The sequence below is a fragment of the Pannonibacter sp. SL95 genome (genome assembly GCF_026672425.1).
In the GTDB taxonomy this organism is placed as follows: Bacteria; Pseudomonadota; Alphaproteobacteria; order Rhizobiales; family Stappiaceae; genus Pannonibacter.
Genome location: NZ_JAPPRC010000003.1, coordinates 1,205,222 through 1,230,389, shown reverse-complemented (window position 1 = coordinate 1,230,389; position 25,168 = coordinate 1,205,222). Strand labels below are relative to the sequence as shown.

Below are 25,168 nucleotides of genomic sequence, written 5' to 3'. Positions count from 1 at the left end.
TGTTTTCTAGGGCTAACCCGATGATGCAATCAGGCGCTCAGGGCCGCTTCCGGCGCGACGTAGTCGTAGCCAAGTGCGTCAGCCACGGCCTTGCAGGTGACCTTGCCCTTGTAGACGTTCAGGCCCGGCAGGAAGTTCGGGTTGGCCAGCAGCGCCTTCTTTGCACCGTGGTCAGCCAGCGCCAGCGTGTAGGGCAGCGTGACGTTGTTGAGCGCGAAGGTCGAGGTGCGCGGAACCGCGCCCGGCATGTTGGCAACGCAGTAGTGCACGACGCCGTCGACAACATAGGTCGGCTCGGCGTGGGTCGTGGCATGCGCCGTCTCGAAGCAGCCGCCCTGGTCGATGGCGACGTCAACGACGACGGAGCCGTTCTTCATCCGCTTGATCATGTCAGCGGTGACGAGCTTGGGAGCAGCAGCACCGGCAACCAGGACCGCGCCGATGACAACGTCGGCATCCAGAACGTACTGCTCAAGAGCAGCCTTGGTGGAGTAGACGGTGCGCAGGGCAGAGCCAAACGAGCGCGACAGGCTGGCGAGAACGTCGACGTTGCGATCCAGAACGGTAACTTCCGCGCCAAGGCCAAGAGCCATGGTGATGGCATGCGCGCCAACGACACCGCCGCCGATGACAACGACCTTGGCCGGAGCAACGCCCGGGACGCCGCCGACGAGAATGCCCGAACCGCCGTTGGCCTTCTGCAGCGCGTTGGCAGCAGCCGTGATCGACAGGCGGCCAGCGACCTGCGACATCGGGGCCAGCAGCGGCAGACCGCCGCGACCGTCGGTGACGGTTTCATAGGCGATGCAGGTCGCGCCCGACTTGACGAGGTCAGCGGTCTGCTCTGCATCCGGAGCAAGGTGGAGATAGGTAAAGAGCGTGTGGTCCGGGCGCAGCATGGCGCGCTCGACGGCCTGCGGCTCCTTGACCTTGACGATCATCTCGGCGCTGTCAAAGACTTCCCGAGCGGTCTTGAGGATCTTGGCCCCAGCAGCGACATAGGCTGCATCATCAGCTCCGATGCCAGCACCGGCCTGGGTTTCTACAAATACTTCGTGTCCATGCGCGACGACTTCCATGACGCTATCTGGCGTCAAGCCGACGCGATACTCATGGTTTTTGATTTCTTTCGGTACACCGATACGCATTGCTTGCCCCCCTATGGACTAAGTTCGATTTGTCGACAGTAGCGGAGCAGCTTTCGAATTGGATTGCGTTCTATGCGAAGGAATACGTAAACTCGCAACATTCTGCGAACTGAAACCCTCAACTTCGCAGAATATTCGAAAGTTCCGCAATGAAGCTCGACAGACTCGACAAGCGCATCCTCGCCGTCCTGCAACAGGATGGCCGTATCCCGAACGCAGATCTTGCCGAAAAGGTCGGCCTTTCCGCCTCCGCCTGCCTGCGCCGGGTGCGGGCGCTGGAGGAAACCGGCGTCATCAGCCGCTATGTCGCCCTGCTGGACCAGCGCAAGATCGGCCGGCGCATGGACGTCTTCGTCGAGATCTCGCTGGTCGGACAAGCCAACGAGGTGCTCAATGCCTTTGAACAGGCCGTCGCGCAGTACCCGGAAATCATGGAATGCTACCTGATGGCCGGAGACGCGGATTATCTCCTGCGCCTGACCGCAGAAGACCCGAATGATTTCGAGCGCATCCACCGCGAAACCCTCGCCCGCCTGCCGGGCGTCTCCCGCATGAAGTCCTCCTTTGCCATCCGGCCCATTGTCCGCAAGACCGCCTTCTCGCTTGACGCGCAGGGGCGGCCGAATGACGAGGGCGGTCGACGCACCGGTTGACCGCCGCTATAGTCCGGCCAGCCTGAATCGATTGAAAATCTGAGGAGTTTCCGCGTGTCGCTTGACTTCACCTGCCTGCTCGATGGCCGCTATGCCCTGGGCGAATGCCCGACTTGGGACGAGAAGACCGGCACGCTTTACTTCGTCGACATCAAGGGCAAGACGATCCATGCGCTGGAGTGGGCAAGCCGCGTCCTCACGGCAAGCTGGCATTTCGAGCGTGAGGTCGGCTCCTTCGGGCTGGCAGCGGACGGGCGCTTCGTCGTGGCAGAGTGGGACGAAGTCTATCTCTTCGATCCGGCGACCCGCGCCCGGGAGCATCTGGCCAGCATCGAAGCTGACCTGCCGCATACCCGGCTGAATGATGGCAAGGTTGGCCCCGATGGCGCCTTCTGGGTCGGCACAATGGACATCCGCACCCCGCGCGAACCTGTTGGTGGCCTCTATCGTATCAGCCCTGACGGATCCCTCACCCGGATCATCGGCGAGTTGCGCGTCTCCAACGGACTGGCCTGGTCGCCGGACGGCCACACCCTGTATCACGCCGACAGCGGCCCCGGCTGGATTGACACCTGGGATTTCGACCCGGCCAGCGGTGAGGCATCGAACCGCCGCCGCTTCGCACAGCTCGTCACCGAGACCGGCCGTCCGGATGGCGGTACCGTTGATAGCAACGGCAACTACTGGAATGCCGGTGTGTCTGCGGGTGTTCTCAACTGCTTTGCGCCAGATGGCACGCAGATTGGGGCTTATGCCGTTCCGGTTCCGCGCCCGACGATGCCCTGCTTCTGCGGCCCGGACCTGTCGGATCTGGTGCTGACGAGCCTGCGCCCGGACGATGCAGCGGCCATTGAGGCAGCGCCGCAGTCGGGCAGCCTGTTCCACGCCGTACCGGGCGTACGCGGCCTGCCCACCTATCGCTTCGGCGCGCGGGCCTGAGCCCGCGCCGCGTCCTCAGGCAGCTTCGTCCGAGACGTCCCGTCCGGCCCGGACGAAGCCCTTGGCCGCTTCAGGGATGACCTTGCCCCAGCAAGGCTTGAGGTCATGGTCGACCGAGACGCGTTCGTCGAAGACGAAGCATTCGCCGGACCACAGGCTTTCGGACTGCGGCATCTTCTCCAGATAGTTGAGGATGCCGCCGTCCAGGTGGAACACGTTCTCAATCCCCAGATCCATCAGGTAGGACGTCGACTTTTCGCAGCGGATGCCACCTGTGCAGAACATCGCGACCTTACTGGCCTTGCCGAGATCGCGCTGCTGCTTGAGCCAGTCCGGAAACTGGCGGAACGACCGTGTCTCTGGATTGACCGCGCCCTTGAACGTCCCGAAGGCGAATTCATAGTCATTGCGGGTGTCGATGATCAGCACATCCGGCTCGCTGATCAGGCTGTTCCAGTCTTGCGGCGAGACATAGGTGCCGACGTGCTTGCGCGGGTCCACGCTTGGAACACCCAGCGTCACGATCTCCTTTTTCAGCCGCACCTTCATGCGCTTGAACGGGATGTGCTCGCACCAGCTTTCCTTATGCACCAGATCGGCAAGGCGCGGATCGCCGCGCATATGCTCCAGAACCGCCCGGATCCCCTGTTCAGGCCCGGCGATCGTTCCATTCACACCCTCGCGCGCGAGCAGAAGACTGCCAAACACCCCGTTCGTTGTGCAAACTTCGTGGAGGGGCAGGCGAAGGTCGGCGTAGTCCTCAAGCGGAACGAACTTGTAAAGGGCAGCAACAAGAAACTGGGTCATGGTCCGGCGTCAGCAAGGTCTGGATGCGGACTGTATGCCCCCAAAGCTGGCAAAACGCAAAAAGGAACGCTTGCCTCCGGCCAGGGAGCCAGCGGAAAGCGTCCCAGTTTGGTCCCGGGAGGAAGCCGGGAGGATGCCGTCAGCGACCGCCGCTGAAGGCGTTCAGAACGGTCAGAAGGCTGGTGAGGTTGTCGGCAACGCCAGTCTGGGCGACCTTCTCGGTCGCACCGGCGGCAGCCGTGGTGTCGAGCGAGTAGATCTGCATGATGCCCTGGTTGACAGCAGCCTGGGCCAGCGACGTCTGCTGCTGCTGCGCCTGCACAGCATTCTCGAACAGGATGCCGGTGGAGTGCGCCATCGCCTGGTACAGCGTGCTGATGGCAATGGCCGGGGCTTCACCCACGACCTTGACGTTGGACTGCGTCACCGCATCGGTGACCATCGGGTTGACGGTTACGGGATCTGCCATGGGTCTTGCTCCTTTGAGGGTGGCCGCTCGTCACTCGGCCTTTGCATCTGATAGGACGCCCCTGATGGGGTGTTGTGACGGGAAAGCACTGGGTTTCTTTATCTTTTCAGTCGATCGCGATGCGTGTCCGGCCTGGGGTTGCCAGGCCGGCGGGGGCCACGGCGATCCGGTCAGCTGAACGAGTTGAGGATCGTCAGCAGGCTGGTCAGGCTGTCGCTCGTGCCGGTCTGGGCGATCTTTTCGGTCGCACCGGCGGCAGCCGTGGTGTCGAGCGAATAGATCTGCATGATGCCCTGGTTGACCGCGGCCTGGGCCAGCGAGGTCTGCTGCTGCTGCGCCTGCACGGCATTCTGGAACAGGATGCCTGTGGAATGCGCCATCGCCTGATACAGCGTGCTGATGGCGATCGCCGGGGCTTCGCCCACGACCTTGAGGTTGGACTGGGTCACGGCGTCGGTGACCATCGGATTCACGGTGACAGGTACGGCCATCTGTTTGCTCCTGATTGCGGGGGGTGATGCCCTCCCCGTTGCCTTCATATCGACGCCTGAACTTGGCTTACGTGAAAACTAACTCATTATTTTTGTTATTCTTTTTCGGGATTTCACCCCAATGCACCTATCCCCGGCCGGCGCGTTTCTGCTCCAGTCGGGCGGCAAGCTGGGCCAGCAGACCGGAGATCTTCCGGTCGACTTCCTGGGCAACGACCCCGCGGACATCGCCCATTCTCTGGTTCATCTGCATGGCCATGCCCCTGGGCGTCGCCTGGGGCATGGCACCTGCCTGGGCTGCAGGTTGCCCTTGTCCGGCTGCTGGTGCCGGTTCACTCCCCGGGGGTGCCCCGAGCCCATGTCCAAGCGTGTTGGCTGCGGCGAGTGCGACAGAGGCAGATGATGTGAGCTGTCCGAGCAGGTCCTTGTCCGACAGGAGACGCAGCATGGTTTCGTGCTCGCTGCGCATCGAGGTCGACAGCTGCGCGGCCGTATCGCGCGTGGCAGCCAGGATCTTGGCCGCTGTCGCGATGCCCTGCTCGAACGCCGCATCAGCCGCGCGCTTCTGACGCCCGGCTTCAATTCCGGCTGCCAGAATGGCCGGCAATGAGCGGGAAACGGCCTGATATCCCGCCTGCAAGGCCGCCACTTTCAGATGATCCTGCAGGAGGCGGCGCATCAGCTGGTCGCCTTCCGGCACGCTGAGCCCGGACGCCGGCCCCGATCCCGCCGCCGCAGCAGCAGCAGGATCACCCGCCGGGCCAGGCGCCACCGGGGGCACCGCAGGTTGGGCAACGGACGGTTCGCTGCCGCTGGCAGATGCCGCAGGCGCAGCAGATGCGGGCGGCGGGGTTTCCGGCTCGGGAACCCCGCCAACCATCACCTCGATCTTGGGCACGGGCACCACGGGCGCAGTCACTTCGGGCGCATCAGCGGTCGGGATCGGAACCGTTGGTGCCACAACGTTCGGCGCGACGAGCGTCGGGGTTTCAGGCGCGGAAACGATCAGCGTTTCGGTCATCGCTGCTCTCCTCGGAATTGCGGTCATCCTCGCGGCCGGCATCCCGGCCCGAAGCCCTTGCGGTTGCGCTGCTGACTTCCCGCTCATAGTCACGGTCAGACGGACGGATCACATCCCGGTCGGAGGTCCGCTCAGTACCGCGCGGATCCGCATGTTCATGGCAGCGGCAGCCATGATCGCCGCTGCGGGCGACATAGACCCCGCTCACGCCGGAGCTGCAGGGATGGCCACATCCACCGCTCACATGCATGGCCCGCAGCTCGACTTCAGGTGCCGGGGCAAAGCGCAGATTGCGGGCGACCGCCATCATCTGGTCTGCGCCCCACAACGAGGCCCGGGCGCTGGCGATCTGGCTGATCACGCGCGGATACATGCAGTAGAGCCGTTCAAGCTCGGCAGCGTCGCGCTCCTTGCCCAGATCCTCGGCCCAGCTGGTCAGAAAGTCAGCCAGCAGGCTGTCCAGTTCGGTACAGATGACATTGATTTCGAGTTCCATGATCACCGCTCCTTTTTCGGGCATGCGTGGTCCCTGCCCGGCGAAGACTGCTTCGCAAGGGTCTGGTCGTGTCCGGACCGATGAGACGGTCAGGGTGTCTTGAGATCGCTGAAGATCGTCTGGGCCGACTGGCCGGCCGTCGTGCTCACGGACCCGTAGACCTGCACGGCGGCGGTCACCATGCTCTGGATTTCAGCCAGCAGCGGGACCGCCTCGGCTTCACCAACAGGACCCTGCGCGGCCTTCTTGATCGCAATGGCCTGGGCTGCGACCGCGATCTGCATGATGGCGTTCATGTAACTGGCTGCATCCTGCACCGCCTGCCCGGTGGTCTGACCCACCATGATTTCCGGCGGCGTTACGGCCATCTTCATGCCATAGGCAAGGTTCTCCGTATTGGAAAACTGGACGGCCTGAACCACCTGCTGGTTCAGTGCCGAGGTACTGCCACCCGATGGCGCGGGAGGGGCAGGAGGCGCGGGAGGCGCCGGAGGATCATCGCCCGTACCATCGCCGCCCCCGTCACCAAGACCATTGCCGCCGATACCGGCACCAAGCCCGCCCGTGCCCTTGCCACCACCGCCTGGTGCTGCCGCAAGGGCGATGGCCGGTTCAGCACTCCGGCTCGGGGCAGGACTGCGGCGCACCATGTCCTCGCCGGTCATCCTCTGCGGTCGCGCCGGCGCGTCGTTGTCTTCCGACAGGGCGGCGAATGCACCATGTGCAGCCGCTCCGTTCATCCTGCCTTCGGCGGCCAGGCTGCCTTGACCCTGAATGTCCATGTCAGACCTTCCCTGTTTGTCGCGGGTTTCCCGGTTGCTTGTGGTGGGCGCGTCGGTTTGCGGGCGCGGACGGCTGACGCTCGCCCCACGCGAGGCCCCTTCCATGACATGTGCCGTGGCGCGCGTTCCGTTCGGCGCTCCGGCAAGACCATCAGCAGTCAGGCGCCGCCGCGGCCGGTCGGGCACCCAATCGGCAGTCCAGCCATCGTTTCCGCCGTCGGCCCAATCCGCACCGTGCTCCGCACCAGCTGGAGCGGCTTGCGGCGGTCCGTCAAAGAATGACTTCAGACGCTGGAGTCCTGACGCCAGCCACATGATCCGTCTCCCGTGGAATCGATCCCGGCGACAGGTCCACTGACCGCCGGCGGGTTACCGCAACAGGACGAGGGGCGCTTCCGTCACGCCGGCCGGGAAATAGCTCCGGCCCGTGGCGCGCAGCCGCTACTCTCCGATGTCCATGATCAGCTGCACTGCTTTCGACACGACCGCCGTCATGATCTGGTTCATGGCCTGCTGGCTGTGCACGGCGTTCTGGATCGAAAGACCGGTCGCATGGCTGCTGACCTGATACAGACTGGCGATCGCCTGGGCCGGCGCCTCCGCCACAACCTTCACATTGGTCTGGGTGACTGCATCGGTGATTTGTGCGTTTACAAGATCGACCATGGTAGATTTTCCTGTTCAGCTCGCGATTGCCGTATCCCTCTGGACGTTTCACCCTTTCCGCCGTGACGGCGGCGGGATCAGCTTCGGCTCTTCCGCATGTTCGAGACCTGCTCGCAGCATCTGCCGCAGGTTCTGTACCCGCTTGCGCGCCAGGGCCTCCGAAATACCCAGGTCAGCAGCGATCTCGCGGTAGCCCAGCTCATCGCAGAAGCGCATCTCGAAGATCCTCTGGTGCTCCTCCGGCAACCGGTCGATCAGCCGCATCACCCTGGCGAGCGCTTCCTGCTGCCAGAGAAGATGTTCCTGGCTCGGGCGGCTGTCGGCCATGTCTGCCGTGCTGTCCTCGTAGATGTCGGCCGAGAAATCGCGGACTTGCCGCTCCGAATTCCGCCGCCGCAACCTCGAGATGTATTCGTTCTTCAGGGCGAACAGCAGAAATGCGCGCGGCTCACGAACCTGCGTGTCGGTCCGCTCCACGTGACTGATCGCCTTGATCAGCGTCGACGAGAGCAGGTCTTCCGCCTCTTCCCGATCGCCTCGGGTCAACCGCATTGCCCTGCGCCGCAGCACCGGGCCATCGTCAATCCAGCTCGACCAGAGGCCACCGGCAGGCATCGTTTCCAACATCGCGCGCTTCCTGATCTCGTCCACGGACTGTCTCCCTGCGCATTTGGCTCTTTTACGGCCTTGTGCTCTCAGAGACGCTGAAGATATTCCTTCGTGACATTAGATCCGAAGATTTTTTATTTAAATATGCGATACGTTAGGAATTTGTTAGGCATGTTTTTCTTTAGAATAACGCTGTGTTTGAATGGCCGGAAGCAGTCGTTCCTGTGGGTGACCTACATGCATCATCTGACTGGAAAGAACTGACAGACCGACGGCGGAAATCTACCCTTGATTGCGGAAATGCAACTCAAATACAACCAGCACGCCACACGCTCGACACAACCCAGAATAACAATCACCCCGCAAGGCAAACCTTGGCGCAGCTCAGGAAACCTGTCCTGACCGGATCAGATCTAGTTGTATGGAGGTTGCAGGAGCGACTTCTCAGACCGGGACCGCGAAAGAGCGGCGAGACAATGGCTCCGCAGGTGGGTGCCCCGATGCACAGATCAGCCGGTATCTGGCCGCTGCGCTTCACCTCGCCAAAACATCAAGCGAAAGCGAGAGCGCAGACAACAAAAAAGGCGGCTTTCGCCACCCTGCCCTAGCGCCAATCGGCGCTCTTCACATCTTTAGAAGGAGATGGTGGGTGCACAAGGATTCGAACCTTGGACCGTCTGATTAAGAGTCAGATGCTCTACCAACTGAGCTATACACCCATCTCGCCGCCGGATCGAACGTGCCGTCCGCGTCGGATGAGCGGCTTATACCCATGCCCCTTTCCTCTGGCAACCCCCTTCGATGAAGTTTTTGTGGTGAGCCGTCGAAGCTGTGGGAAACTTTTCAAGCCATTGAGGACGATGGGGAATGTTTGAGGTAGCAATGCGTCACGCAACATTCGGCAAGCAGATGCCGGATTTGCGAAACTTTCAGAATTTGATCTTGACCTCCGTCCGGGCCGCGACTAGTGTGCGGCGCAATCGCTTGTGTGGCTGTCTGGTTCAGGTGCCGCGGGCAAGAGAGAAACGATCTCGTCCTGATCGGCCCGATATGCGGGTCGGGGGATGGAGCTGGCAGCAGGTTGCTCGAGATGGCAAGTCTGATTCTGGTAGTAGGGACGCGCGCCGCCGGAACGGTTTGATCCGTTCGGAACGGGTTGGCGCGCAGACAGGGCTCCTTCGGAGCCCTTTTTCGTTCCAGCCCCCCGCAAATCCTCCAAGCCACGATCGCCAGCCCCATCCAGGGGCCAAACGCTAAGGAAATGATGCGATGACACGGGAGATGACCGGAGCCGAAATGGTGCTCCAGGCGCTGAAAGACCAGGGTGTTCAACATGTCTTCGGCTATCCCGGCGGCGCTGTGCTGCCGATCTATGACGAGATCATCCAGCAGGACGACATCCAGCACATTCTGGTCCGTCACGAGCAGGGCGCAGGCCATGCGGCCGAAGGCTATGCGCGCTCGACCGGCAAGCCGGGCGTTGTTCTCGTCACCTCCGGTCCTGGCGCGACCAACATGGTCACCGCGCTGACCGATGCGATGCTCGATTCCATTCCGCTCGTCTGCCTGACCGGCCAGGTTCCGACGCATCTGATCGGCACGGACGCCTTCCAGGAATGCGACACCGTCGGCATCACGCGCAACTGCACCAAGCACAACTGGCTGGTCCGCAACGTCAACGACCTGCCGCGCATCCTGCACGAAGCCTTCTATGTTGCGACCTCGGGCCGTCCGGGTCCGGTCGTCATCGACATCCCCAAGGATGTGCAGTTCGCCAAGGGCATTTACCAGGGCCCGACGGCGACCCCGGCTGCAGCGCACAAGAGCTACCGGCCGCAGGTCAAGGGTGACATCACCGCGATCCGTCATGCGATCGAACTGATGGCAAACGCCAAGAAGCCTGTGTTCTACACCGGCGGCGGCGTCATCAATTCCGGCCCGCAGGCCAGCATCCTGCTGCGCGAACTTGTCCAGCTCACCGGCTTCCCGATCACCTCGACCTTGATGGGCCTCGGCGCCTATCCGGCCTCGGGCGAGAACTGGCTCGGCATGCTTGGCATGCACGGCACCTACGAAGCCAACATGGCGATGCATGATTGCGACGTCATGATCTGCATCGGTGCACGCTTCGACGACCGCATCACCGGCCGCATCGATGCCTTTGCACCGAACGCCCGCAAGATCCACATCGACATCGACCCGTCGTCGATCAACAAGATCGTCAAGGTCGACGTGCCGATCATCGGCGACGTCGGTCATGTCCTGGAAGATCTCGTTCGCCTCTGGCGGACCTCCGGCAACAAGGCCGATCCTTCGGCCATGAAGGCCTGGTGGGGCCAGATCAACCTCTGGCGCGCGCGCAACTGCCTTGCCTACACGCCGAACAGCGACGTCATCATGCCGCAGTACGCCCTGCAGCGCCTCGCCGCGCTCACCAAGGGCCGCGACACCTATATCTCGACCGAAGTCGGCCAACATCAGATGTGGGCAGCCCAGTATCTCGGCTTTGAATCGCCGAACCACTGGCTCACCTCCGGCGGCCTTGGCACCATGGGCTACGGCCTGCCCGCCATTCTCGGCGCACAGGTCGCACATCCGGATGCGCTCTGCGTCTGCGTGGCTGGTGATGCTTCCGTCCTGATGAACATGCAGGAAATGTCGACGGCGGTGCAGTTCGGCCTGCCGATCAAGATCTTCATCCTGAACAACCAGTACATGGGCATGGTGCGTCAGTGGCAGCAGCTGTTGCATGGCAACCGCCTGTCGCACTCCTACATGGAAAGCCTGCCGGACTTCGTGAAGCTGGCTGAGGCCTATGGCGGCGTCGGCTTCCGCGTCGACAAGCCGGGCGAACTGGATGACGCCATCCTCGAGATGATCGCGGTCAACCGTCCGGTGCTGTTCGATTGCCGTGTGGCAAATCTTGCCAACTGCTTCCCGATGATTCCGTCGGGCAAGGCCCATAACGAAATGCTGCTTCCGGATGAGGCCAACGACGAAGCCGTCGCCAACGCCATTTCCGCCGAAGGCAAGGCGCTGGTCTGAGGAGCGAGACACATGAACGCACAGAACGTCAACGCGCCTTCGGCCTATTTCATGGCCGAAGTCAGCGACAAGACCGAGACCCATACCCTATCGCTGCTGGTTGATAACGAGCCTGGCGTGCTGGCCCGGGTCATCGGCCTTTTCTCAGGTCGCGGCTACAACATCGACAGCCTGACCGTCTCGGAAACCGAACACGAGGCGCACCTTTCGCGGATCACCATCGTCACGACCGGCACGCCGATGGTGATCGAGCAGATCCGCCACCAGCTTGACCGGCTGGTCCCGGTGCACCGCGTCACCGACCTGACGGTTCAGGCCCGCCTCAACAGCATCGACGCCCCGCTGGAGCGGGAGCTGGCGCTGGTGAAGGTCGCAGGCCATGGCGAAAAGCGTCTGGAGGCCCTGCGCCTTGCCGATGCGTTCCGCGCAACCGTGATCGATGCGACGACCGAGCATTTCGTCTTCGAAATCACGGGCCGCACCTCCAAGATCGAGCAGTTCATCCAGATCATGAAGCCGCTTGGCCTTGTAGAAGTCTCCCGCACCGGGGTGGCCGCCGTCCAGCGCGGACCGGAAAGCCTGTAAGAAAAGTCCGTCGGCTCAATGCCTTGACGCCTTTCAACGCCCGCCAGCGCAGTTGCCGCCGGCGGGCGTTTTCGTGTTCGGCCCATGGTTGTCCGCTGCCCGCAAGCCCGTTTCCGGCATCGCGCGTTGTAGATCCGAAGTCAGGTAGACGGATGGCGGCAGAGGCAATATAGGAAGCTCCGACTCCGGCCGGGCGCCCTCCCGCCCCCCGCCGCGCCACATCCGAACGCTGACCATGACGGTCCCACCAGGAAGGCAGATGCCCATGAGCAACGTTTTGTCCCGCCCGAAGAACCAGATCCGCTGGCTGCTGCTGGAAGGCATCGCCTCCACGGCCAAGGACGTTCTGGACGCCAGCGGCTACGAAAACGTCGAGATGCTGACCAAGGCTCTCGACAAGGATGCCCTGATCGAGGCGCTGAAGGGCGTGCATGTGGTGGGTATCCGCTCGCGCACCCAGCTGACGCGCGACGTGATCGAGGCGGCCGGCACGCTGGTTGCCATCGGCTGCTTCTCGGTCGGCACCAACCAGGTTGACCTGTCCGCTGCACGCGAGCGGGGTATCCCGGTGTTCAACGCCCCCTTCTCCAACACGCGATCCGTCGCAGAGCTGACGATTGCCGAAATCGTAATGCTGATGCGCGGCGTGTTCGAAAAGTCGACGGCTGCCCATGCCGGGCGCTGGATGAAGACGGCTGCCGGGTCCCGCGAAGTCCGTGGCAAGACCCTTGGCATCGTCGGCTATGGCAACATCGGCTCGCAGCTGGCGGTTCTGGCCGAAGCCGTTGGCATGACGGTCATCTACTACGACAAGACCGACAAGCTGCGACACGGCAACGCCATGCCGGTCGACACGCTGGACGAGTTGCTGAGCCGCTCGGATGTGGTCTCGCTGCATGTCCCCGACACTGCCGAGACGCGCAACATGATCCGCGCCGAGCAGCTGGCGAAAATGAAGCCCGGCAGCTTCCTGATCAACAACGCACGCGGCAAGGTGATCGACATCGACGCCCTGACGGCAGCGCTGACGTCAAAGCACATTGCCGGCGCTGCGATCGACGTGTTCCCGAGCGAGCCCAAGGGCAATTCGGACGAGTTCATCAGCCCGCTGCGCGGCCTGCCCAATGTCATCCTGACGCCGCATGTCGGCGGCTCCACCGAAGAGGCACAGGAGCGCATCGGCGAGGAAGTTTCCCGCCGTCTGGTCGAATACTCCGACGTCGGCTCGACACTCGGCGCGGTCAACTTCCCGCAGGTCCAGCTGCCGCGCGGCACCGATGCAACCCGCTTCATTCAGGTGCACCGCAATGTGCCAGGCGCCATGCGCGCCCTGAACGACCTGTTCGCGCGCCACAACCTCAACATCCACGCCCAGTACATGCAGACGGTTCAGGAAACCGGCTACGTGGTGCTCGATGTCGATGGCAAGGTGGAGAACAGCGTCGAGATCCTTGAGGAAATCCGCCAGCTCCCGGGAACCGTTCGCGCCCGCCTGCTCAACCGCGTGTGAAATTGCCTCATCGGCAAGCACAGGGAAGCGGTTGACAGCACCGGGAATTTCGTCACGCTAGGCAAAGGGGCAGTCTGTTGGCTGCCCCTTCCCGTCTTGTTTTTCGGAAATCCCGCCCATGATCGCCTCGCGCCTGTCCGTGAATGTGAATGCCATCGCCATGCTGCGCAATCGCCGGGACCTGCCCTGGCCGAGCGTCACCGGCCTTGCGGCCATCGCTCTGGAGGCTGGCGCAAAGGGCATTACCGTTCATCCGCGCCCCGACGAGCGCCATATCCGCAAGACAGACGTCTTCGAGCTTGCCGAACTGATCGAGGACCAGTTCCCGCACAAGGAACTGTGCCTGGAAGGCTACCCCTCGCCTGACTTCCTTGACCTCGTCGAGAAGGCGCGGCCAGACCAGGTGCTGTTCGTGCCGGATGCGGCGGACCAGCAGACCTCCGACCACGGCTGGCGCTTTGACCCGGCCAGCAAGGCGCTGCTGAAGGAAGCCATTACCGCTGCGCGCGACGCGGCCGTGACTGTCTCCCTGTTCCTGGATCCGGACCCGGCACTGGCTGCGGAAGCCGCTGCGATCGGCGCCGAGCGGATCGAGATCTACACCGGCCCCTATGGCGGCTGCTACGACAATGAGGCCGCTGCCCAGCGCGAACTGGACAAGATCGTCGCGACCGCGGAAGCCGCCCGTGCTGCCGGCCTTGGTGTCAACGCCGGTCATGACCTCACCGTCGAGAACATCCCCGCTCTGATCAAGCGTGCGCCCTTCATCCGCGAAATGTCGATCGGACACGGCTTTACCGCCGACGCCCTGATCCACGGCTTCGCCGAAAGCGTCCGCCGCTTCCGCAGGTCGATGGGCGAGATCTGACTGTTCAGGACTGCTTGAGGATGGGCCAACCGGTTTGCCGGTTGGCCTGATTTGCCCTAGCCTTTTGCTGTCGATTCCAGCGAGTGGGCAGAGGCTATGACGCATCCTTACACGCAGCTGCCCCCGTCCGGGTTCTGGAAGACCGGGCTGCACTGGCAGGACGGGAATGTGAGTTATCCGGACCTGTGGCGGCCCCGCTTTCCGATCTCGCCGCAGACCCGGATCCTGACAGCCGGATCCTGTTTCGCGCAGCACATCAGCCGCTGGCTGGTCGCCAATGGTTACACCTGGGTCGACACGGAGCCCGCCGGTGACGACCTCCCGCGGGAGGCGCGACAGGATGGGCAGTACGGCGTCTTCTCCTTCCGCACTGGCAACATCTATACGGCCGCGCTCCTGCGGCAATGGCTGGAACTGGCGCTGACGAGCCGCGCGCCAATTCTGGACGTTGCCGAGGAAGACGGGCGCTTCTTTGATCTGCTGCGGCCAATGCTTCCGGCGAACGGACTGGACAGTGTGCAGGCAGTCGCGGCCGCACAGACAGAAACGCTCACCGCCATCCGCGAGGGCCTTGGGCAAGCCGATCTTTTCATCTTCACGCTCGGCCTGACGGAATCCTGGCGGCATCGCGATGGTCACGTCTATCCGATGTGCCCAGGCACAGTTCGCGGCACATTCGATCCGGCAACCACCAGCTTCTGGAACCAGAGCTACCATGAGGTCCGGGAGGACATGGCGCAGGCCATTGCACTCGCCCGGTCCGCCAATCCGGATCTGAAAATCCTTCTGACCGTCTCGCCCGTGCCGCTGACCGCAACCGCAAGCGACGAACATGTGGTCAGTGCCACGACTTATTCGAAATCGGTGCTGCGCGCCGTCGCAGGCGATCTCGCCCACTCGATGGACGGGGTGGACTACTTCCCCTCCTACGAGCTCATTTCGGCCTTTCCCGGTCGCGGCCGCTTCTTTGACACCAACATGCGCACCGTCACCCCCGATGGGGTCGCCCATGTCATGGCGCAATTCAGCGCTGGGATCGGAGCGTCGAGCGCAGAGGAAGTGGCCAAACTCGAGCCGGCCAGAGCGGCATCCGGTGTAACCAGGACGGACGACCGGGAAGCGGACGAGATCCTCTGCGATGACGTGCGTCTGGAAAGCTGGGCACCGGACGCCTCCAACGCAGCGGGCGCTTCCGTCTGCCTGATCGGCGACAGCCACATGGGCCATCTTTCAACCGCCTTCCGGGCACTGGGCATCGCTCACGCCGGGGGCATGATCATGAACGGCAAGGCCTGGACATCCAACGAGCTGCATCTGGACGAGGAGGAACTCTGGGTGCCGCTGGAGAACGCCCTGGCGCGCAGCCGCTGGCGCGACACCCTGCCCTTCCTCGCATCGCCCCGCACGGACACAGGCGGCCAGAAGACGGTCCTCACAAACATCGGCCAGCAGACCCACAGAACAGTCGCCTTCCTGTCGACTTGGCTGCAGAAGGAACACAACAGCAAGCTGACGAATGACCTTTTCTTTCAGTATTTTCTGCAAGAAAATCGCGAAAAGATGGTTCTCATCAAGAAATTCGTCAATCTCGGATTTCGCACCATCGTCGTGACCGACCCACCAACCCAGCATCTGGCCGGCTATCAGGACACGAAACTCTGGGCTATCTATGAAAAGCTGTCCGAGAAAGTCTACCGGGAGCTCGGCTGCGACGTCTACAATGCGAGGGACCACATCACGATCATCGGCTTCCAGGACCGTTTCATCTCGGAAAAACTCAAGGCCGGCAACACGGACGACTGGCTTCACGGCAGCCCGGCCTATTACGAGGAAATCGCACGCCAGCTGGTCCGGCAGTTTGCCCTGACCTGACGGTGCCGCAGGACAGGGCAGCCGGTATTTCAGTCAATTCACTCGACGGGTGGCAGGGTCTTGTCCTTGGAGCATTGGGCCAGTTTGCCCTGCTTGAAGGAATAGACCGCCGTGATGTGCCTTTGGCCGCCCGACACCTCGGTTTCGACCTTCATGCAGCCGCAGGCGTAACCATAGTTGCCGTTGACGGCCTTGTAGTCCCCGGCGGAAATGTCGCCGATGTTTTCCATGCCCAGCGCTTCCCGGTCCGAGCCTTGGGTGGCCAGGATCCAGTCGCCGTCGCGGTCGGTCAGCCACCAGTTGCCCGGCGTCGGATTGACGACCCAACCGCAGCGGTTCTCCGGCGCGGCCTCGGCAGCGGTGAAGGCAAGGCAAAGCGGCAGGGCGGCAAGAAGCAGTCGGCGCATGTCAGCTCTCCGGTTTTCAGTTGTTCACGGACACCAGAGCCCAATGGCTCTTGCTGCAGGACTGGTTGTCACACACCGGCGCAATCCAGACCGCGCCATTGCCGATGGATACGCCGTCAGACGAGACGAACAGCTCCGTATAGTCGGCGGACGCGACCAGCTCCTTGGTCGCCTTGGTGATCAGCCGCGCATAGTTCTTCTCGAACTCCTTGGCCGATTTGACATCAAAGGATGTGCCGTTGTTGTTCACCGGCAGCGGGAAGGCGGTCAGCTTTGCGACGTCCTTGGCCGTTCCGGTCACCAGTGCCCGGCGCAGCTCGTTGAGGAACGGATCAAGCCCGGCCGCGTCGCCGAGAAGGTTCTCGACTTCGGCGTAGATCTCTTCCTCGCTCGCCGCCTGACTGGACAACGGCCAAAGGGCGCTGACGCATACTGCGAGCGCAAACACGATACGTTTCATCTACGTTCAACTCCGCGTCTGATGCGTGTCAGACCCTATCTGAACGTCGCGGGCTAATCTTGACAAAAACAGGGGCGACTTCGGATCGTCCCGGTCAGGAGATCGCGAGTTGCCAGGCTGTGCAGATCGCGATCATGACCATGACAATCCAGCCCGGGTGCCGCCCGCGCGTACCCCAGATCCAGTAAACCGAGGCCGCGATAAAAAGCAGGGTGATCAGCAACAGCAAGCGCGGATCAGGAACGTCGTCCCCCGCCAGTTGGAACAGCACCCCGGCAAATCCGAGACCCAGCAGGGACGTCAGATGCCAGGTGGTGCGGAGCGCCGCGTAGTGGCGGTCCGGCATACGGTCTGCGCTTCCTGGGGCCTGCCGCTGCGCAAGCCGGGCAAAGACAAGCCGTTCACCGAGAAGACTGTGTGCCGCCGCCAAAAGAACCGCAAGGCAAGCTGCGATGAGAAGAAGGGTATGCATAGGTCCGCGCTCCCGCCCAAGAAAGACACAGGACAGAACCGCAGATCCTAGTGTTCGCGCAATCCCCCTTTGTCGAGAGGAATACGCCCTCTTTCCGTTTTGAACACCGCTTCAGGTTCAATGCCTGAAATGGGAATGCGCCGATCAAGAGGCACGTGGCCGCTGAGCTGCAAGGCCAGATAGCGGCCACAGCATACACGCAGGAACGATGTGAAGTTGCCAAGGTCATGCCCGGCGTCGATCGATTCGTGATGCAGACGCGTGATCAGCTGAACCACGTTCATCCCGTCGCGTCCGGCAATTTCCTCAAGCACGGTCCAGAAGAACGTCTCCAGCCGGACGCTCGTGACCATGCCATCGATCCGCAGCGACCGCGTGGTGCTCTCCCAAAGCTGCGGGTCCGCGCTGATGAACAGCTTGCACATCGGTATCCTCCCCAGGATCAAAGCCGCCCCCTGTCCCTCATCAGGAACGAAAGCGGCCTCATTGTCGAGCCGAATGCCGCGCCAGGACGCCGGCTGGATCTGGCGGACGAGGCCGCAAGTCTCAGGTTCGTGTTCCGTGTCACCCCGGCCAAGCATCGCGAGAGCCGGGGTGACCCAGTCGCATAACCACCAGTTAGAGGCGCACCCAATGGCGCGCCCCTCGCTGGTTCTGCCGTCTCAGGCAGCCTGGCGGGCCGTGTCGGCGGCCGCCATGGCCGTCATGAACTGGGCGAGCCAGGCGGGATGGGCCGGCCAGGCCGGGGCGGTGACAAGATTTCCGTCCGTCACCGCGCCATCGATGGCGATATCGGCATAGGTGCCACCGGCCAGCTCCACCTCGGGCCGGCAGGCCGGATAGGCCGAAACCGTCCGCCCTTCGATGACACGCGCGGCCGACAGAAGCTGCGCTCCGTGGCAGATGGCCGCCACCGGCTTATCGGCCTCGAAGAAGTGCCGGACTGCCGCCAGCACCGCCGCATCGAGACGCAGGTATTCCGGGGCTCGGCCACCGGGGATCACCAGCGCGTCATAGTCTGCCGGATTGATGTCGGCGAAGGTCGCGTTGAGCGTGAAGTTGTGCCCGCGCTTTTCCGTGTAGGTCTGGTCGCCCTCGAAATCATGGATCGACGTGGCCACCGTCTGTCCAGCCTTCTTGCCCGGGCATACCGCATGCACCGTATGGCCAACGGCCATCAGGGCCTGGAACGGCACCATGGTTTCGTAATCTTCCGTGAAATCGCCGGTGATCATCAGGATCTTCTTGGCCGCCATGCTGTCCTCCCTGGGCTGAAAGCGGTAGGCGCAAACCCTAGCAAAACCGCGCGGCCCACGGGTATTATGGCACTACTACAGCGTCCTTTTTGATCGAACGGACAGCCGACAGACATTCCCCTCACCTGCGTCATCCCGGCCAAGCGCAGCGCCGAGCCGGGACCGGAGAGTCGAGGTACCGATGTGTCCATAAGCTAAAACCTGTGAGACCTTGGCTCTCCGGTCCCGGATCTCCGCTTCGCTACGTCCGGGAAGACAACTGAGGGTCTCTGAGCGGTCGGATCCGTCATTTCAATGCCCCAGCGTTTCGTTGCTTGCCCCCTTGACGAGCCGGTCCATCCTGCCCTAGAAGCATGAACCGTACGGTACGGTACACATTGAAGAGGAGTTCGCGGTGGCGCACACAGCCCTACACGACAGCTTGCCGGATGAGGCCGAGGCCTTCACCCCGCGCCAGCAGGCCGTGCTGGAATGCGCGCTGAAGCTGCTCGTTGAAGGCGGCGAAAAGGCACTGACCACGGCAGGTCTTGCCCGCAGCGCCAACTGCTCCAAGGAAAGCCTCTACAAGTGGTTCGGCGACCGCGACGGCCTGCTGGCTGCCGTTGTCTCCTACCAGGCCAGCAAGGTGCATTTTGCCTCCGAAGGCGCGGCGACCGACGCGGTCACGTTCCGCAGCCACCTGACCGCCTTCGTGCACGAGCTTCTGGGCGTTCTGACCGGCGAAACCTCGCTGGCGCTCAACCGGCTGGCGATTGGGCAATCCAACCGCGAGGATGCCCGCCTTGGCCGCCTGCTGCTGCTGCGTGGCAAGTACACGATTTCCACCCGCGCCCGTGCCCTGCTCGAGGCTGGCCGGTTCCGGGGTTTCCTGAAGTTTGAAGACGCGGAGGAGGCCTATCAGGTGCTCTATGGCCTGGCCGTCCGCGACCAGCATATCCGCCAGCTCCTCGGCGACAAGCCGCGCACGAAGGATCTGGATGTAGACCGTCAGGCAAGCCTGGCGGTGGACCGGTTCTACCGCCTGTTCGGCGCCGATGCGCCGCTCGCTGGCGGAGGAAAGTGAAAGACGGGGGCCATGCCGGTGCCACGGCATGACCTCTCGATCCGCAATAGGGAGAAAGGAAGACCCATGCGCGTTTATTACGATCGTGATGCTGATCTCAACCTGATCAAGTCCAAGAAAGTCGCCATCATCGGTTACGGCTCGCAGGGCCGCGCCCATGCGCTGAACCTGAAGGACAGCGGCTGCAAGGACATCGTCGTTGCCCTGCGCCCCGGCTCCACCACCGCCAAGAAGGTCGAAGCTGACGGCCTGAAGGTCATGAGCGTCGCCGACGCGGCCGCCTGGGCCGACCTGATGATGATGGCCACCCCGGACGAGCTGCAGGCCGATATCTACAAGGACCACATCGAAGCCAACATCCGCGACGGCGCCGCCATTGCCTTCGCCCATGGCCTCAACGTCCATTTCGGCCTGATCGAGCCGAAGTCCACCGTCGACGTGCTGATGGTCGCGCCGAAGGGCCCGGGCCACACCGTGCGCGGCGAATACGAGAAGGGCGGCGGCGTGCCGTGCCTCGTGGCCGTTCACCAGAACGCTTCGGGCAATGCCCTTGACCTCGGCCTGTCCTACGCCTGCGGCGTCGGCGGCGGCCGTTCGGGCATCATCGAGACCACCTTCAAGGAAGAGTGCGAAACCGACCTGTTCGGCGAGCAGGCCGTTCTGTGCGGCGGCCTCGTCGAGCTGATCCGCGCTGGCTTCGAGACCCTGGTTGAAGCCGGCTACGCGCCGGAAATGGCCTACTTCGAGTGCCTGCACGAAGTGAAGCTCATCGTCGACCTCATCTACGAGGGCGGCATTGCCAACATGAACTACTCGATCTCCAACACCGCCGAGTGGGGCGAGTATGTCACCGGCCCGCGCATCGTCACCTCCGAGACCAAGGAAGAGATGAAGCGCGTCCTCAAGGACATCCAGACCGGCAAGTTCACCTCCGACTGGATGCAGGAATACCGCGCTGGCGCCGCCAAGTTCAAGGCAACCCGCCGCCTGAACGACGCGCACCAGATCGAGGAAGTCGGCGCCAAGCTGCGCGGCATGATGCCGTGGATCAAGAAGGGCGCGCTGGTCGACAAGACCCGCAACTGATCCCGCAGTTCCCGTTTCGGGAAACGCACGAACGGCCCGCCCCACGGCGGGCCGTTTTTTTGATGACAGACCGCCACCTCACCGTCGTCATCCCGGCCAAGCGCAGCGCCGAGCCGGGACCGGAGAGTCCAGGCCTATATAATTCAATGAGTTAAGCCCGGAGAAACCTTGGCTCTCCGGTCCTGGATCTCCGCTTCGCTCTCGTCCGGGATGCCAACAGAGGGTTTGCCAGCAGTCTGACAGCCGCCCAGCGGCGGGCGGTTTTGTTTTCCAGCCTCCCGCTCACCCGGTCTGCCCCATCATCCGGCAAGCCCATGCGAGACAACGTTTCTTTCTTGCGCTCATGTCGCTTTTTCGGCAGCCAATGCCGCGTTCGTAGCCGCGCAGCTTTGCGAATATGTCGCAGTCGCGGCGTTTAACCTTGACGTTCCGCGCCGTAGCCAGTACCACCATCCGTGGGACACCCCTCCCCAACGAGGGGCACCTATCTGAGAGGGTAGCTACATGACTGCGACTGCAAAGCCGGCGCTCCGCCCGGCCAATCCCCATTTTTCGTCTGGTCCTTGCGCCAAGCGCCCCGGCTGGTCCGCCGCCGCGCTTGCCACGACGTCGCTTGGCCGCTCCCACCGCGCCAAGATCGGCAAGAGCCGGCTTGAACTCGCCATCACCATGACCCGCGACGTGCTGAAGGTTCCGGCGGACTACCGCATCGGGATCGTTCCGGCCTCGGACACCGGCGCGGTCGAGATGGCGCTGTGGTCGCTTCTCGGCGCCCGCGGCGTCGACATGCTCGCCTGGGAAAGCTTCGGTGCCACCTGGGTGACCGATGTGGTCAAGCAGCTGAAGCTCGACGCGCGCGTGCTTGATGCCCCTTACGGCGAGCTGCCGGACCTGTCGCAGGTCGATTTCAGTAGCGATGTCGTCTTCACCTGGAACGGCACCACCTCCGGCGTGCGCGTGCCGAACGCCGACTGGATCCCGGCCGACCGTGAAGGCCTCACCATCTGCGACGCCACCTCCTCGGCCTTTGCCCAGAACATGGATTTCTCCAAGCTCGATGTCGTCACCTTCTCCTGGCAGAAGGCACTCGGCGGCGAAGGCGCGCATGGCATGCTGATCCTCAGCCCGCGCGCCGTCGAACGGCTGGAGAGCTACACCCCGGCCTGGCCGATGCCGAAGATCTTCCGCCTCACCTCCAAGGGCAAGATCAACGAAGGCATCTTCAAGGGCGAGACGATCAACACCCCGTCGATGCTCTGCGTCGAGGACTATATCGACGCGCTGGAGTGGGCCTCGTCCATCGGCGGCCTCGAGGGTCTGATCGCCCGCGCCAACGAAAGCACGGCGCAGATCACTGGCTGGGTCGGTCGCACCTCCTGGGTCGACTTCCTGGCGGTCGATCCGGCAACCCGGTCCAACACCTCCGTCTGCCTCAAGATCGTCGATCCGGCTGTCACTGCGCTTGATGAAGCAGGACAGGCTGCCTTCGCCAAGGCGATGGTCGCGGCGCTGGAGGCCGAGGGCGTTGCCTATGACATCGGCTCCTACCGCGATGCGCCGACGGGTTTCCGCATCTGGTGCGGCGCCACGGTCGATCCGGCGAGCGTAGCAGCGCTGCTGCCCTGGCTCGACTGGGCCTTCGAGATCCAGAAGGCCAAGCTGCAGATCGCAGCCTGAGGCACTCGCCCGCCTTGTTTTCGCAACTCCGGCTGCCGGCCTACCCGGCAGCCTCTTGCAACCTCATCGCCGGTTGAGCCTGAACGCCAAGCCCTCATCGAGGCGCTGGCGTAGCTCCCGGTCGCAGGAGACAGAACCGTCATGGCTCCCAGAGTTCTCATTTCGGACCAATTGTCCGACGCTGCCATCCAGATCTTCAAGTCGCGCGGGGTCGAGGTCGACTTCCGCCCCGAACTCGGCAAGGACAAGGACGCGCTGCTCGCCGTGATCGGCCAGTATGACGGCCTTGCCATCCGCTCCGCCACCAAGGTGACCGAGAAGGTCATCGCGGCGGCCACCAACCTGAAGGTGATCGGCCGGGCCGGCATCGGCGTCGACAATGTCGACATTCCGGCGGCCACCGCCAAGGGCATCATCGTGATGAACACGCCCTTCGGCAACGCCATCACCACGGCGGAACATGCAATCGCGATGATGTTCTCCGTCGCCCGTCAGATCCCCGAAGCCAATGCCTCGACCCAGGCCGGCAAGTGGGAAAAGACCCGCTTCATGGGTGTCGAAATCACCGGCAAGGTGCTCGGCCTCATTGGCTGCGGCAACATTGGCTCGATTGTCGCCGAGCGCGCCATCGGCCTGAAGATGAAGGTGATCGCCTACGATCCGTTCCTGACGGGAGAGCGGGCCCTGGATCTCGGCGTCGAGAAGGTCGATCTGGACGCGCTGCTCGCCCGCGCCGACTTCATCTCGCTGCACACGCCGCTGACCGAGAAGACGCGCAGCATCATCTCTGCCGATGCCCTGCAGAAGACCAAGCGCGGGGTCTATCTGATCAACTGCGCCCGTGGCGGTCTCGTCGACGAGCACGCCCTGCGCGCGGCCCTCGACAGCGGCCATGTGGCCGGCGCGGCCTTCGACGTCTTCGTCGAGGAGCCGGCCAAGGAGAACGTGCTGTTCGGCGCGCCCAACATGGTCTGCACGCCGCATCTGGGCGCCTCGACCACGGAAGCCCAGGAGAATGTCGCGCTGCAGGTGGCCGAGCAGATCTCGGACTATCTTGTGGCCGGCGCCGTCACCAACGCCCTCAACATGCCCTCGATTACGGCCGAGGAAGCCCCGCGTCTGGTGCCATTCGTGCGTCTTGCCGAACAGCTTGGCTCCTTCGCCGGCCAGCTGACGGAGACCGGCATCAAGGCCGTGCGCCTCGAATATGCCGGTGCTGTGGCAGACATGAACACCCGTGCCCTCACAGCTGCCGCCCTGACCGGCGTGCTGACGCCGCTGCTGCAGACCGTCAACATGGTCTCGGCCCCCTCCATCGCCCGCGATCGCAACATCCAGGTTGAGGAAGTGCGCCGTGGCCAGACCGGGGCCTATGAAACCTACATCCGCCTCACCGTCGTCACCGACCGGCAGGAGCGGTCGGTCGCCGGCACCGTGTTCGGCGATGGCAAGCCGCGCATCATCCAGGTGAAGGGCATCAACATGGAAGCGGGCGTCGGTCCGCACATGGTCTACATCACCAATGAGGACAAGCCGGGCTTCATCGGCAAGTTTGGCAGCCTTCTAGGCGATGCCGGCATCAACATCGCCACATTCAACCTCGGCCGCACCGAGCCGGGCGGGGATGCGATTGCGCTGCTTGAGGTCGACGGCGAGGTGCCTGCAGCAACACTTGCCGCAATCTCTGCCCTGCCGATGGTCAAGCAGGTCAAGTCCCTGCGCTTCTGAGCTCTCCCAAGGCGTGATCGCTGACATGCCTGATCGGGCGGTGACCGGTTCTCCGGTTGCCGCCCGAATGCTGTCAACAGCCTGAAAATGGATCAGACGCCGCCGGCGTAATAGCGTTCGATCAGCTCGGTGACTTCCCGGTCGCGCGCCGCTTCCGACGCCCCGCCCAGCACCACCACCATGACACGCCGCCCGCCCCGCTCAGCCGTCGCTACAAGATTGTAGCCCGACATCGACAGATAGCCGGTCTTCAGCCCGTCAACCCCGTCAACACGGCCAATCAGCTTGTTGGTCGCCTCGAACACCCGCCCCTGATAGGTGAAGGATGTGCGGTTGAAATAATGCAGGTGCTGCGGGAACCGGCTGCGCAACGCGCTGGCAATCCGGGCAATGTCCCGCGCCGTGGTGACCTGCCGCGTGTCGCTGAGACCGGAGGCGTTGACATAACGGGTATGGCTCATGCCGAGATCCCGTGCCTTGGCATTCATTCGTGCTGCAAAGGCATCCTCAGATCCCGCAACGGCCTCCGCCACAGCCACGGCCATGTCATTGGCCGAGCGCACCGCCAGCGCCTGAACCGCATCCTCGACCTTGATCAACGATCCTGCCGGAACGCCGATGCGGGCCGGCGGGCGCGAGGCCGCCCGGGCGGAGACGGGGATCTCGCTCGCCATGGTTAGCTCGCCCCGGTCAATCGCCTCGAACAGGAGATAGAGCGTCATCATCTTGGTGAGCGACGCGGGATAGCGCGGAGCATCTGCGTTGTAGCTGTCAACTTCCCGTCCAGAACCATCGAGCACCAGCACCGACTTGGCGCGCTGCTCCGCGCTGGCAGGTGCCTGCGAAGCGGTGACACTGGCAACCGCGGGCGTTGCCACGGGCGCAACAGCCAGCGTCTGCGCCGCCGTCGAAAGGCCAGCGCTTGCCCCTGCCCGCTGCCCTGTGCCACTGCTCTGGCAGGCCGACAGCCCGAGAGCGAGCAGCAGCACAAGCAAGGGTCTGGCGAGCGTCTGGGCAGTCAGGACAGGCACGGGATGTCTCCGCAAATCGTCTGGAAA

26 protein-coding genes and 1 tRNA gene are annotated in these 25,168 nt (G+C 63.2%); 11 read left to right on the top strand and 16 right to left on the bottom strand.

All coding sequences use genetic code 11. From position 1 onward, the window contains the following. Window positions 1-29: 29 nt before the first annotated feature. Window positions 30-1,148: an alanine dehydrogenase gene (gene ald / locus OVA12_RS06380; RefSeq protein ID WP_268135517.1), complete on the bottom strand. Its 1,119-nt coding sequence runs from the start codon at window positions 1,146-1,148 to the stop codon at window positions 30-32. Between the two features lie 149 nt (window positions 1,149-1,297). Here ald and OVA12_RS06375 point away from each other — a divergent pair, with 149 nt between their 5' ends. Both OVA12_RS06375 and OVA12_RS06370 read left to right on the top strand, forming a co-directional pair. Beyond that, a complete protein-coding gene (locus tag OVA12_RS06375; RefSeq protein ID WP_106753020.1) occupies window positions 1,298-1,801 on the top strand; it encodes an Lrp/AsnC family transcriptional regulator in 504 nt (167 codons plus the stop codon). 54 nt (window positions 1,802-1,855) lie between these two features. After that, entirely contained in the window at window positions 1,856-2,740 is an 885-nt protein-coding gene (locus OVA12_RS06370) for an SMP-30/gluconolactonase/LRE family protein (RefSeq protein WP_268135514.1), read from the top strand. A 15-nt stretch (window positions 2,741-2,755) separates the two neighbouring features. On the opposite strand, the gene trhO is transcribed toward OVA12_RS06370, so the two are convergent. The 9 genes from trhO to OVA12_RS06325 form a co-directional block, all read right to left on the bottom strand. Continuing rightward, a complete protein-coding gene (gene trhO, locus OVA12_RS06365) occupies window positions 2,756-3,547 on the bottom strand; it encodes an oxygen-dependent tRNA uridine(34) hydroxylase TrhO (protein WP_326493889.1) in 792 nt (263 codons plus the stop codon). Between the two features lie 139 nt (window positions 3,548-3,686). Continuing rightward, the gene (locus tag OVA12_RS06360) at window positions 3,687-4,016 is read right to left on the bottom strand and encodes a RebB family R body protein (RefSeq protein WP_106753023.1); all 330 of its coding nucleotides are present in this window, start codon (window positions 4,014-4,016) and stop codon (window positions 3,687-3,689) included. Window positions 4,017-4,186: 170 nt separating this feature from the next. Continuing rightward, the gene (locus OVA12_RS06355) at window positions 4,187-4,507 is read right to left on the bottom strand and encodes a RebB family R body protein (RefSeq protein WP_268135512.1); all 321 of its coding nucleotides are present in this window, start codon (window positions 4,505-4,507) and stop codon (window positions 4,187-4,189) included. Between the two features lie 127 nt (window positions 4,508-4,634). Continuing rightward, window positions 4,635-5,528, bottom strand: a complete 894-nt coding sequence (locus OVA12_RS06350; RefSeq protein ID WP_268135511.1) for a hypothetical protein — start codon at window positions 5,526-5,528, stop codon at window positions 4,635-4,637. After that, window positions 5,497-6,024: a hypothetical protein gene (locus OVA12_RS06345; RefSeq protein WP_268135509.1), complete on the bottom strand. Its 528-nt coding sequence runs from the start codon at window positions 6,022-6,024 to the stop codon at window positions 5,497-5,499. Before OVA12_RS06345 ends, OVA12_RS06350 begins: the two co-directional genes overlap by 32 nt. Window positions 6,025-6,113: 89 nt before the next feature. After that, window positions 6,114-6,806, bottom strand: a complete 693-nt coding sequence (locus tag OVA12_RS06340; RefSeq protein WP_268135507.1) for a hypothetical protein — start codon at window positions 6,804-6,806, stop codon at window positions 6,114-6,116. Between the two features lie 441 nt (window positions 6,807-7,247). After that, entirely contained in the window at window positions 7,248-7,472 is a 225-nt protein-coding gene (locus OVA12_RS06335; protein ID WP_106753028.1) for a RebB family R body protein, read from the bottom strand. A gap of 48 nt (window positions 7,473-7,520) precedes the next feature. Continuing rightward, window positions 7,521-8,099, bottom strand: a complete 579-nt coding sequence (locus OVA12_RS06330; protein ID WP_268135504.1) for an RNA polymerase sigma factor — start codon at window positions 8,097-8,099, stop codon at window positions 7,521-7,523. Window positions 8,100-8,724: 625 nt separating this feature from the next. Next, a tRNA-Lys gene (locus OVA12_RS06325) sits at window positions 8,725-8,800 on the bottom strand. 550 nt (window positions 8,801-9,350) lie between these two features. On the opposite strand from OVA12_RS06325, the gene OVA12_RS06320 reads away from it, so the two are divergent. From OVA12_RS06320 to OVA12_RS06300, 5 genes are all read left to right on the top strand, one after another. Further along, window positions 9,351-11,126, top strand: coding sequence for an acetolactate synthase 3 large subunit (locus tag OVA12_RS06320; RefSeq protein ID WP_268135502.1), 1,776 nt, complete (start codon window positions 9,351-9,353; stop codon window positions 11,124-11,126). A gap of 12 nt (window positions 11,127-11,138) precedes the next feature. Next, entirely contained in the window at window positions 11,139-11,711 is a 573-nt protein-coding gene (ilvN, locus tag OVA12_RS06315; RefSeq protein ID WP_106753030.1) for an acetolactate synthase small subunit, read from the top strand. A gap of 265 nt (window positions 11,712-11,976) precedes the next feature. Beyond that, on the top strand, window positions 11,977-13,221 hold the full coding sequence (gene serA / locus OVA12_RS06310) for a phosphoglycerate dehydrogenase (RefSeq protein ID WP_268135499.1): 1,245 nt from the start codon (window positions 11,977-11,979) through the stop codon (window positions 13,219-13,221). A 118-nt stretch (window positions 13,222-13,339) separates the two neighbouring features. Continuing rightward, the gene (locus OVA12_RS06305; RefSeq protein ID WP_268135497.1) at window positions 13,340-14,089 is read left to right on the top strand and encodes a pyridoxine 5'-phosphate synthase; all 750 of its coding nucleotides are present in this window, start codon (window positions 13,340-13,342) and stop codon (window positions 14,087-14,089) included. A 96-nt stretch (window positions 14,090-14,185) separates the two neighbouring features. Next, window positions 14,186-15,961, top strand: a complete 1,776-nt coding sequence (locus OVA12_RS06300; RefSeq protein ID WP_268135495.1) for a GSCFA domain-containing protein — start codon at window positions 14,186-14,188, stop codon at window positions 15,959-15,961. Window positions 15,962-15,999: 38 nt separating this feature from the next. On the opposite strand, the gene OVA12_RS06295 is transcribed toward OVA12_RS06300, so the two are convergent. The 5 genes from OVA12_RS06295 to OVA12_RS06275 form a co-directional block, all read right to left on the bottom strand. Further along, window positions 16,000-16,368 (bottom strand): DUF4087 domain-containing protein, encoded by a 369-nt coding sequence (locus tag OVA12_RS06295; RefSeq protein WP_268135493.1) that lies wholly within the window; start codon window positions 16,366-16,368, stop codon window positions 16,000-16,002. 16 nt (window positions 16,369-16,384) lie between these two features. Continuing rightward, window positions 16,385-16,828 (bottom strand): hypothetical protein, encoded by a 444-nt coding sequence (locus OVA12_RS06290; protein ID WP_268135490.1) that lies wholly within the window; start codon window positions 16,826-16,828, stop codon window positions 16,385-16,387. A 94-nt stretch (window positions 16,829-16,922) separates the two neighbouring features. After that, a complete protein-coding gene (locus tag OVA12_RS06285) occupies window positions 16,923-17,300 on the bottom strand; it encodes a hypothetical protein (RefSeq protein WP_268135487.1) in 378 nt (125 codons plus the stop codon). A 47-nt stretch (window positions 17,301-17,347) separates the two neighbouring features. Next, complete coding sequence (locus OVA12_RS06280; RefSeq protein ID WP_268135484.1) at window positions 17,348-17,725, bottom strand: ribbon-helix-helix domain-containing protein; 378 nt, start codon at window positions 17,723-17,725, stop codon at window positions 17,348-17,350. A 237-nt stretch (window positions 17,726-17,962) separates the two neighbouring features. Next, window positions 17,963-18,556, bottom strand: a complete 594-nt coding sequence (locus OVA12_RS06275) for a DJ-1/PfpI family protein (RefSeq protein WP_268135482.1) — start codon at window positions 18,554-18,556, stop codon at window positions 17,963-17,965. A 394-nt stretch (window positions 18,557-18,950) separates the two neighbouring features. Between OVA12_RS06275 and OVA12_RS06270 the strand changes: the two genes are divergently transcribed. The 4 genes from OVA12_RS06270 (at window position 18,951) to serA (OVA12_RS06255) (ending at window position 24,110) form a co-directional block, all read left to right on the top strand. Continuing rightward, window positions 18,951-19,619 carry a TetR/AcrR family transcriptional regulator gene (locus OVA12_RS06270; RefSeq protein ID WP_106753035.1) on the top strand — a complete coding sequence of 223 codons (669 nt, stop codon included), beginning with the start codon at window positions 18,951-18,953 and terminating at the stop codon, window positions 19,617-19,619. Between the two features lie 66 nt (window positions 19,620-19,685). Then, the gene (ilvC, locus tag OVA12_RS06265) at window positions 19,686-20,705 is read left to right on the top strand and encodes a ketol-acid reductoisomerase (RefSeq protein WP_268135480.1); all 1,020 of its coding nucleotides are present in this window, start codon (window positions 19,686-19,688) and stop codon (window positions 20,703-20,705) included. 504 nt (window positions 20,706-21,209) lie between these two features. Beyond that, the gene (locus OVA12_RS06260) at window positions 21,210-22,382 is read left to right on the top strand and encodes a phosphoserine transaminase (protein WP_268135478.1); all 1,173 of its coding nucleotides are present in this window, start codon (window positions 21,210-21,212) and stop codon (window positions 22,380-22,382) included. A gap of 141 nt (window positions 22,383-22,523) precedes the next feature. Further along, entirely contained in the window at window positions 22,524-24,110 is a 1,587-nt protein-coding gene (gene serA, locus OVA12_RS06255; RefSeq protein WP_268135475.1) for a phosphoglycerate dehydrogenase, read from the top strand. A 92-nt stretch (window positions 24,111-24,202) separates the two neighbouring features. On the opposite strand, the gene OVA12_RS06250 is transcribed toward serA (OVA12_RS06255), so the two are convergent. Further along, window positions 24,203-25,141, bottom strand: coding sequence for a D-alanyl-D-alanine carboxypeptidase family protein (locus tag OVA12_RS06250; RefSeq protein ID WP_268135473.1), 939 nt, complete (start codon window positions 25,139-25,141; stop codon window positions 24,203-24,205). Window positions 25,142-25,168: the final 27 nt, after the last annotated feature.

Bases quoted from the DNA above. Each gene is read 5' to 3' on its own strand.
- ald (WP_268135517.1), bottom strand. From the start codon at position 1,148: ATGCGTATCGGTGTACCGAAAGAAATCAAAAACCATGAGTATCGCGTC.
- OVA12_RS06375 (WP_106753020.1), top strand. From the start codon at position 1,298: ATGAAGCTCGACAGACTCGACAAGCGCATCCTCGCCGTCCTGCAACAG.
- trhO (WP_326493889.1), bottom strand. From the start codon at position 3,547: ATGACCCAGTTTCTTGTTGCTGCCCTTTACAAGTTCGTTCCGCTTGAG.
- OVA12_RS06360 (WP_106753023.1), bottom strand. From the start codon at position 4,016: ATGGCAGATCCCGTAACCGTCAACCCGATGGTCACCGATGCGGTGACG.
- OVA12_RS06355 (WP_268135512.1), bottom strand. From the start codon at position 4,507: ATGGCCGTACCTGTCACCGTGAATCCGATGGTCACCGACGCCGTGACC.
- OVA12_RS06350 (WP_268135511.1), bottom strand. From the start codon at position 5,528: ATGACCGAAACGCTGATCGTTTCCGCGCCTGAAACCCCGACGCTCGTC.
- OVA12_RS06345 (WP_268135509.1), bottom strand. From the start codon at position 6,024: ATGGAACTCGAAATCAATGTCATCTGTACCGAACTGGACAGCCTGCTG.
- OVA12_RS06340 (WP_268135507.1), bottom strand. From the start codon at position 6,806: ATGGACATTCAGGGTCAAGGCAGCCTGGCCGCCGAAGGCAGGATGAAC.
- OVA12_RS06335 (WP_106753028.1), bottom strand. From the start codon at position 7,472: ATGGTCGATCTTGTAAACGCACAAATCACCGATGCAGTCACCCAGACC.
- OVA12_RS06330 (WP_268135504.1), bottom strand. From the start codon at position 8,099: ATGTTGGAAACGATGCCTGCCGGTGGCCTCTGGTCGAGCTGGATTGAC.
- OVA12_RS06320 (WP_268135502.1), top strand. From the start codon at position 9,351: ATGACACGGGAGATGACCGGAGCCGAAATGGTGCTCCAGGCGCTGAAA.
- ilvN (WP_106753030.1), top strand. From the start codon at position 11,139: ATGAACGCACAGAACGTCAACGCGCCTTCGGCCTATTTCATGGCCGAA.
- serA (WP_268135499.1), top strand. From the start codon at position 11,977: ATGAGCAACGTTTTGTCCCGCCCGAAGAACCAGATCCGCTGGCTGCTG.
- OVA12_RS06305 (WP_268135497.1), top strand. From the start codon at position 13,340: ATGATCGCCTCGCGCCTGTCCGTGAATGTGAATGCCATCGCCATGCTG.
- OVA12_RS06300 (WP_268135495.1), top strand. From the start codon at position 14,186: ATGACGCATCCTTACACGCAGCTGCCCCCGTCCGGGTTCTGGAAGACC.
- OVA12_RS06295 (WP_268135493.1), bottom strand. From the start codon at position 16,368: ATGCGCCGACTGCTTCTTGCCGCCCTGCCGCTTTGCCTTGCCTTCACC.
- OVA12_RS06290 (WP_268135490.1), bottom strand. From the start codon at position 16,828: ATGAAACGTATCGTGTTTGCGCTCGCAGTATGCGTCAGCGCCCTTTGG.
- OVA12_RS06285 (WP_268135487.1), bottom strand. From the start codon at position 17,300: ATGCATACCCTTCTTCTCATCGCAGCTTGCCTTGCGGTTCTTTTGGCG.
- OVA12_RS06280 (WP_268135484.1), bottom strand. From the start codon at position 17,725: ATGTGCAAGCTGTTCATCAGCGCGGACCCGCAGCTTTGGGAGAGCACC.
- OVA12_RS06275 (WP_268135482.1), bottom strand. From the start codon at position 18,556: ATGGCGGCCAAGAAGATCCTGATGATCACCGGCGATTTCACGGAAGAT.
- ilvC (WP_268135480.1), top strand. From the start codon at position 19,686: ATGCGCGTTTATTACGATCGTGATGCTGATCTCAACCTGATCAAGTCC.
- OVA12_RS06260 (WP_268135478.1), top strand. From the start codon at position 21,210: ATGACTGCGACTGCAAAGCCGGCGCTCCGCCCGGCCAATCCCCATTTT.
- serA (WP_268135475.1), top strand. From the start codon at position 22,524: ATGGCTCCCAGAGTTCTCATTTCGGACCAATTGTCCGACGCTGCCATC.